Annotated in this window: 7 protein-coding genes; 2 read left to right on the forward strand and 5 right to left on the reverse strand. The window is 61.9% G+C overall.

Annotated elements, in window-relative coordinates; translation table 11 throughout:
* Nucleotides 1–50: 50 nt before the first annotated feature.
* Nucleotides 51–962, reverse strand: coding sequence for a LysR family transcriptional regulator (locus tag CMI59_RS06560; protein WP_293326343.1), 912 nt, complete (start codon nt 960–962; stop codon nt 51–53).
* Between the two features lie 92 nt (nt 963–1,054).
* On the opposite strand from CMI59_RS06560, the gene CMI59_RS06565 reads away from it, so the two are divergent.
* A complete protein-coding gene (locus tag CMI59_RS06565) occupies nt 1,055–2,080 on the forward strand; it encodes an SDR family NAD(P)-dependent oxidoreductase (RefSeq protein ID WP_293326346.1) in 1,026 nt (341 codons plus the stop codon).
* A 185-nt stretch (nt 2,081–2,265) separates the two neighbouring features.
* Here CMI59_RS06565 and CMI59_RS06570 read toward each other — a convergent pair whose 3' ends face one another.
* The 3 genes from CMI59_RS06570 to CMI59_RS06580 form a co-directional block, all read right to left on the reverse strand.
* Nucleotides 2,266–2,877: a glutathione S-transferase family protein gene (locus tag CMI59_RS06570; protein WP_293326349.1), complete on the reverse strand. Its 612-nt coding sequence runs from the start codon at nt 2,875–2,877 to the stop codon at nt 2,266–2,268.
* 108 nt (nt 2,878–2,985) lie between these two features.
* Entirely contained in the window at nt 2,986–3,993 is a 1,008-nt protein-coding gene (locus tag CMI59_RS06575; RefSeq protein ID WP_293326351.1) for a nitronate monooxygenase family protein, read from the reverse strand.
* 115 nt (nt 3,994–4,108) lie between these two features.
* Nucleotides 4,109–5,014 carry a LysR family transcriptional regulator gene (locus CMI59_RS06580; RefSeq protein ID WP_293326354.1) on the reverse strand — a complete coding sequence of 302 codons (906 nt, stop codon included), beginning with the start codon at nt 5,012–5,014 and terminating at the stop codon, nt 4,109–4,111.
* A gap of 205 nt (nt 5,015–5,219) precedes the next feature.
* Here CMI59_RS06580 and CMI59_RS06585 point away from each other — a divergent pair, with 205 nt between their 5' ends.
* On the forward strand, nt 5,220–6,218 hold the full coding sequence (locus CMI59_RS06585; protein WP_293326357.1) for a nitronate monooxygenase family protein: 999 nt from the start codon (nt 5,220–5,222) through the stop codon (nt 6,216–6,218).
* Nucleotides 6,219–6,275: 57 nt separating this feature from the next.
* Here CMI59_RS06585 and CMI59_RS06590 read toward each other — a convergent pair whose 3' ends face one another.
* Complete coding sequence (locus tag CMI59_RS06590; protein WP_293326359.1) at nt 6,276–6,968, reverse strand: Crp/Fnr family transcriptional regulator; 693 nt, start codon at nt 6,966–6,968, stop codon at nt 6,276–6,278.
* Between the last annotated feature and the right edge of the window lie 201 nt (nt 6,969–7,169).

The raw sequence follows: 7,169 nt of genomic DNA on the forward strand, positions 1-7,169 counted from the left end.
ATATAGCAGCCGGATGCTCTCAGGGCGAGAGGGGGGCGGAAGACGCTGCGTCAGGCCTTGCGGGCAGGGCGTCCGGCGGCCTTGGCATAGGCTGCCAATGTCTCGGCCAGATGGTCGAATATCAGCCTCATCCGGCGGTTTCCGCGCAGATCCTCATGCATGACGATCCAGATATCGAGCGGGAAGTCGAATGCATCGGGCATGAAAGAGACGAGCCCATCCCGTGCCCCGAGGGGATATTGGCAGACACCAATGCCATATCCCGCTTTCAGCATGGCGTATTGAGCGACATCGCTGTCGCAGCGATAGGAGAAGAAATCCCGCGTAAGCTCGATGCCCGACAGGTTGAGCCGCCGGATGGAAGCGTTCCGATCGTAGCCGATCACCGGGTGTTCGCGCAGTTCCTCCAGGCTGGAGGGGAGGCCGTATTTTTCGATATAGGCGGGATGGGCATGGAGGCCGAGATGCACCGTGCCGACTTTCTTTGCCACCAGCGCGCTTTGCGTCGGCTGTGCCATGCGGATTGCGATATCGGCCTCACGCCTGAGAAGATCGCTGTTCCGGTTGGAGATCATCATTTCGATCTCGATCAGCGGGTGCTTTGCCCGGAACGAGGTGAGCATGGAAGGCAGCACCTCGGTGCCGATGATTTCGCTCGCGGTGAGGCGGACCGTGCCGCGATCCTCGTCTGCCGTGCCGCTGGCCGCGCGCTGGAGCGCCTCCGCCGCGCTCGCCATGGCCTCGGCATGGGGCATGAGGGAGAGCGCGCTATCGGTCGGGGACAGCCCGTTTTGCGAGCGCATGAAGAGACTGATGCCTAGCGCATCCTCCAGCGCGTCGACATGGCGTCCGACCGTTGGCTGGGTGAGGCCCAGCAGGCGCGCGGCGCCCGACAGGCTTCCCTCGCGCATCACCGCAAGGAAGGAGCGGTAATATTCCCAGCCTGGGTCCGGTTTATTCATACGAATATGAATATCAGATAGAGAGATAAAGGCAATTCATATTCAAACATGAATAGGACACCTTCGCCTCATCAACAACGGAGGTGATCCCCATGACCGATAAATCTCAGAAGACAGCCCTCATCATCGGCGCCACCGGCGGTATCGGCGGCGCCGTTACCAGGGCGCTGGCCGCGCGCGGCTGGAATATCCGCGCGCTCAATCGCAACCCGAAAGCCGCCGCGAAGGCCCATGCCGCGCTCGGCCCCGTCGAATGGGTGAAGGGCGACGCCATGAACCCCGCCGATGTGATCGCCGCGGCACAGGGCGTCGATCTCATCTTTCACGGGGCGAACCCACCCGGCTATCGCAACTGGAAGGGGCTGGCGCTCCCCATGCTCGAAAGCACCATCGCCGCGGCGAAGGTGAGCGGTGCAATGATCGCCTTTCCCGGGACCGTCTATAATTTCGGTCCCGATGCCGGGGCGTTCATTGCGGAGGAGGCGCCGCAGAACCCGAAAACCCGCAAGGGCCGCATCCGCGTGCAGATGGAAAACCGGCTGCGCGAGGCGGCGCAGGAGGGCACCCGGGTATTGATCGTCCGCGCGGGCGATTTTCTCGGCGGACTCTCCGGAAGCAACTGGTTCGCCGCTGCGGTCGTGAAGCCGGGCAGGAAGCTTCGCCGCATCGTTTATCCCGGAAAGCCCGATGCCGGCCATGACTGGGCCTATCTGCCCGACCTTGGCGAGACCTTTGCGCAGCTTGTCGAGCGCAGGGACGATCTGGCGCCCTTCGAGCGGTTCCATTTCGAAGGCTTCTGGTTCGAGCGCGGGATCGATCTGGCGCATGCAACGCGCCGCGCGGCGGGCAATGAAAAGCTCCCCATCCGCCGCTTGCCCTGGTGGGCGATCCTCCTTGCGTCGCCCTTTGTGGAGATGTTCCGCGAGATGCTGGAGATGCGCTACCTCTGGCAGCGTCCCCTCCGTCTCGACAACGCAAAGCTTGTCGCCTTTCTCGGCGAAGAACCCCGCACGCCCGTCGAAACCGCCTTGCGCGACAGCCTGATCGAACTCGGTTGCATCAAGCATCCGCAGGTCAAGGCGCTCGCTGCCTCGCGAAAAAACGCGGCCACCGCGTGACCGCGCAACCCATGGCAATGGAGAGAAGGAAATGAACCCCTTCAGAAAAGCCGAAGCGATCGTTTATCTGATGGCCGTCGCCATCCTTTGGACTTATGTCTTCACGCTCACCGTGTTCGGCCTCGGTCCCTATGTGGTGTGACGAAAAGGGGCCTGGCACCGGTCCGGGCCCCTTTTCATCCGTATCAGGAAGGAACGGGACCGTCGATTTCCGCCACTCGCTTGCAGGCGGGCCTTTCATTGAGGTGGGTGCAATAATCGATAAAGGCCTGCCGTTTCTCGAACGCGCCGCTATGCATTGCCCAGTCTATCTGGAAGGCGACATAGACATCGGCCGCCGAGAAGCGGTCGCCGGCAATGTAGCGCTTGCCCTTCACGGCTCCTTCGAGAGCGTCGCTCACCGCAGCCAGGCTGCCATAGCCGACCATGCGCTCCTGATCGGCGGTGGGCTTGACGCCGAGGGAGGCATCCGCAAGCACGGCTTCCACCGGGCCCGCGGCAAAGAACAGCCAACGATAATAGTCCGCCCGATCCTGCGGGGCGGGGGCAAGCCCCGCTTCGGGAAAGGCATCGGCGAGATAGGCGCAGATCGCCGCGCATTCCGTCACGACCCTGTCGCCATGCTTGATGGCAGGCACCTTGCCCATCGGGTTGATGGCCAGATAGTCGGCGTCTTTCATCGTGGTGCCGTAGTCGAGAATTTCGGTGCGATAGGGGGCGCCGACCTCTTCCAGCATCCAGCGCGTGATGCGCCCGCGAGACATGGGGTTTGTGTAGAAAATCAGTTCTTCCGACATGAATGGCTCCCTTGACAGGAGTGAGTACATATCAGGAACATTTGAGGCGGTCAGCACAAAAAAGCCCCGGCCGGGAAGGCCGGGGCCACATTTTTCAGGCCGTTACAATTACTCAGCCGCAGCCTTCAGACCCTGAAGCGCTTCCGCCGGCATGCGCTCGGCGAATTCGCGGCAGGCCTGCACATATTCGCTCTTCAACCGGTCGATGAGCTCGCCAACAGGGGGCGCATCCTTGATCTGGCCGATGCCCTGGCCGGAACCCCAGATGTCCTTCCAGGCCTTCTGCTTCATGTTGCCGCCGGAGCCGAAATTCATCTTCGACTTGTCGGCTTCGGGCAGATTGTTGGGATCGAGCCCTGCGGCGGCGATGGAGGGCGCAAGGTAGTTGCCGTGAACGCCGGTAAAGAGGTTCGAATAAACGATGTCCTCGGCGCTGTGCTCGATGAGGTTCTGTTTGTAGGCGGCATCCGCATTCGCTTCCTGCGTGGCGACGAAGCGCGTGCCGAGATAGGCAAGGTCCGCGCCCATGGCGAGCGCGCCGGCGACGCTCCAGCCGTCGGACATGGCGCCCGACAGGATCACCGTGCCGTCGAACCACTGCTTCACTTCACGAACGAGCGCAAACGGCGAGAGCGTGCCCGCATGGCCGCCGGCGCCCGCGCAGACGAGGATGAGCCCGTCGACACCCTGTTCGGCGGCTTTCTTCGCATGTTTTACGTTGATGACGTCGTGAAAGACCTTGCCGCCATAGGAATGCGCGCCCTTTACCACTTCTTCCGGCGGGCGGAGCGACGTGATGATGATCGGCACTTCGTGCTTCACGCACATTTCCATGTCGTGTTCGAGGCGATCGTTCGAGGTATGACAGATCTGGTTGACCGCGAAGGGCGCGACCTTCTTGTCCGGATTGGCGGCCTGATATTCGGCCAGTTCGCTCTTGATGCGGATGAGCCATTCTTCCAGCACATGGGCCGGGCGCGCATTGAGCGCGGGAAACGAGCCCACGATTCCCGCCTTGCACTGGGCGATGACGAGTTCGGGACCGGAAACGATAAAGAGCGGCGAACCGATCACCGGCAGTTCCAGCCGGCCTTTGAGACTATCGGGCAGGGCCATGTTTTCCTCCACATGTGGATTTGTTGGAGGAGACTATGGACCGGATTTTCTTCCCGCGCATGTTCTTGGATGAAGAACTGACAGTCAGTTTTTGAACAGAGGGAATGTCGCAGCGTCAGCTTTTGCCTGAAAGGCGGTCTCTGTCGACCTTTGCCTTCTCGGCAATGAAATCGAGGACGGCGCGCACGGGCGCGGTGTCGCGCAGGTCGGGATGGGCAAGCAGCCACATATCCGTCCCGTTGGCCAGCTTGTGCGGCGCGATACGCACCAGGTCGTCATAGTGGTCGCCGGTGATGCAGACGAGCGTCGATATGCCGATGCCGGCACGAACCGCCTGCACGAGATCGGCATCCGCCACGCAGCGCAGCGCGGTCTTCCCGCCCTCGGTGACATGGGCAAGCCATTTGGCAAGCTCCACCTCCGCCGCAACGCCGCCGAAGGAAACGATACGGTGGTCCTGCCATTCCTCGCGGCGCGAAGGCAGGCCATGCGTTTCCGCATAGGCCTTGCTGGCATAAAAGCCGACACCGATGCGGCCGATCTTGCGCCCGACCACATTCTCGCGGCCCGGCCCATAGGGACGGATCACGACGTCGGCGTCGCGCCGTTTGACCGAGACGTGCCCAATTTCGTTCACCAGTTCGATTTCGACACCGGGATGCCGCTCCGCGAGTTCGCCGAGATAGGGCATGAACCAGTAGCAGGCGAGGCTGTGCGGCATGGCGACCCGGACGAGCCCTTGCGCCTCGCCATCCGCGCTGTTGGCGGCATGGAGCGCGCGCTCGGCGGCCAGCGCCATCGGCTCCACTTCCGCGCGCAGCCGTTCGCCCGCGCCGGTGAGGGCATAGCCGGTCTGTTCGCGCACGAAAAGCTTCGTGCCGAGCTGCGTTTCGAGCGCCGAGATGTGGCGGCCCACGGTGGCGTGGCTGAGGCGCAAACGCCGTCCGGCGGCGGAAAGACTTTGCGTCTCCGCCACGGCGAGAAAGATCCTATAGGCGTCCCAGCTGGCATCGTTGTTCATACCTGAACATATCATCGATTAATCCCGAATAGGCAACCCGACACCTTTCCCTCGCGTTTTCAAGGTCTTAGAGGCTTGAGCCCGTTGGGTTTTCGGCGATTTGACATCTGCAAACCGGGGTCGTTTTCTGCTAGAAAGAGGGATCGAAAATACGAGCCCCGGGAGAGTGGCTCGAAAAAACGATCAGTCCTTCAGGGAGAGACACGTGATCAAGACAAGATTCACCGAGACGTTCGGCGTCGAAGCGCCGATCGTGCAGGGCGGTATGCAATGGGTCGGTCGGGCGGAACTGGTGGCAGCCGTTGCCAATGCCGGTGCGCTCGGTTTCATCACCGCGCTGACGCAGCCCACGCCCGACGATCTGCGCAAGGAGATCGAGAAGTGCAGGAAGCTGACGGATAAGCCCTTCGGCGTAAACCTCACCATCCTGCCGGCGCTGACACCGCCTCCTTATGCGGAATACCGACAGGCGATCATCGACTCCGGCGTGCAGATCGTGGAGACCGCGGGCTACAAGCCGCAGGAGCATGTGGACCATTTCAAGGAACACGGCATTAAGGTCATCCATAAATGCACCGCCGTCCGTCATGCGCTGTCGGCTGAACGCATGGGCGTCGACGCGATCTCGATCGACGGATTCGAATGCGCCGGTCATCCGGGTGAAGACGATATTCCGGGCCTGATCCTCATTCCGGCGGCAGCCGACAAGGTGAAGATCCCGATGATCGCCTCGGGCGGCTTCGGCGATGCGCGCGGCCTCGTGGCCGCGCTCGCGCTGGGTGCGGAAGGCGTCAACATGGGTACGCGCTTCATGTGCACCAAGGAAAGCGCCATCCACCAGAAGGTGAAGGAACAGATCGTCGCCAATGATGAACGCCAGACCGATCTAATATTCCGTACACTGCATAATACGGCCCGCGTGGCCAAGAACGCGGTGAGCCAGGAAGTGGTCGGCATCGAGAAGAAGGGCGGCGCCAAGATCGAGGACATTGCCCATCTCGTCGCCGGTGCTCGTGGCCGTAAGGTCTATGAAGAGGGTGATCCGGACTACGGCATCTGGTCGGCTGGCATGGTGCAGGGCCTTATCCACGACATTCCGTCCTGTCAGGAGCTGGTATCGCGGATGGTTTCGGAAGCCGAAGACATCATTCGCACCCGCCTCAGCCGTATGGCGGGTCTCTCGGGCGCGCAGGCCGCCGAGTAAGACGCGGACAATCGAACAAGATGAAGGCGCGTTCTCCGGAACGCGCCTTTTTTCGTCTCAGTCGCGATCGCCTTTGCGCCGTCCCGTTGCCGCCAGCCGGGCTGGGTCGAGTATCTCCAAGCTCTTGTAGCCGGTCGCCAGAAGACCGTCCTTCTCGAAACCCGCTAACGCGCGGTTCACCGTTTTGCGGGACAGGCCCGTCATTTCCGACAGTTCGTCCTGTGTGACCGGCAGATGGGGCGAGGGGCTGAACTGCGTGGCAAGCAATCGCAAATGGATGGCGAGGCGTTGTGTCGCCGGGCGTGTATTCGCGACCGCAAGCCGGAAGCCCGCAACCACATGAAAACTGGAAAGCTCCGCAAGCCTGACCCAAAGGTCCGGCATTTTTTGGGCAATGGCCTCAAGCCCGCGTTCGGGCAGATAGAGCAGGGTGGTGGGCTCGCGCGCCACGGCGGTCGCAATCCGCCGCCCGCCAAGAAAGCGGCCCGTATAGCCGAAGATATGGCCGGGTCCGATAATACTGACCAGCGCGGGTTCTTCGTTCTCGAGCCCGATATGCATGGCAATGGACCCCGAGAGCGTGCCGTAGAGCCCGCTCGCGCTTTCGCCCGCGTCGTAAATCCAGTGGCCCGCACCGGCACGAACCTCCTGCGCCTCGGCAACCAGCGCGGCGCGCAGGTTCTCGGGCTGGCGCGAGAACCAGGGGTCGGGCGCCAGAATTTTCGAGATATCGGCCTTGGAAAGGGGCATGCCTGAGGAATGTTATATTGTTACCTTTGTAACAATACCATTGTTGCGGGCGTCTATCATCATGGCAATGGGAAAAGCTGGGAATCCGGCAGAAGCGGCATAGAAGTCGCGGGAGGAATACATGACGACGAGCGCAACCCTTCAAATGAAGAAGGTCTCGGCAGGCTGCGGGCTGGAAATCCACGGCGTGGACCTCGCCCG

It is taken from the genome of Parvibaculum sp. (assembly GCF_002684405.1).
GTDB lineage: Bacteria > Pseudomonadota > Alphaproteobacteria > Parvibaculales > Parvibaculaceae > Parvibaculum.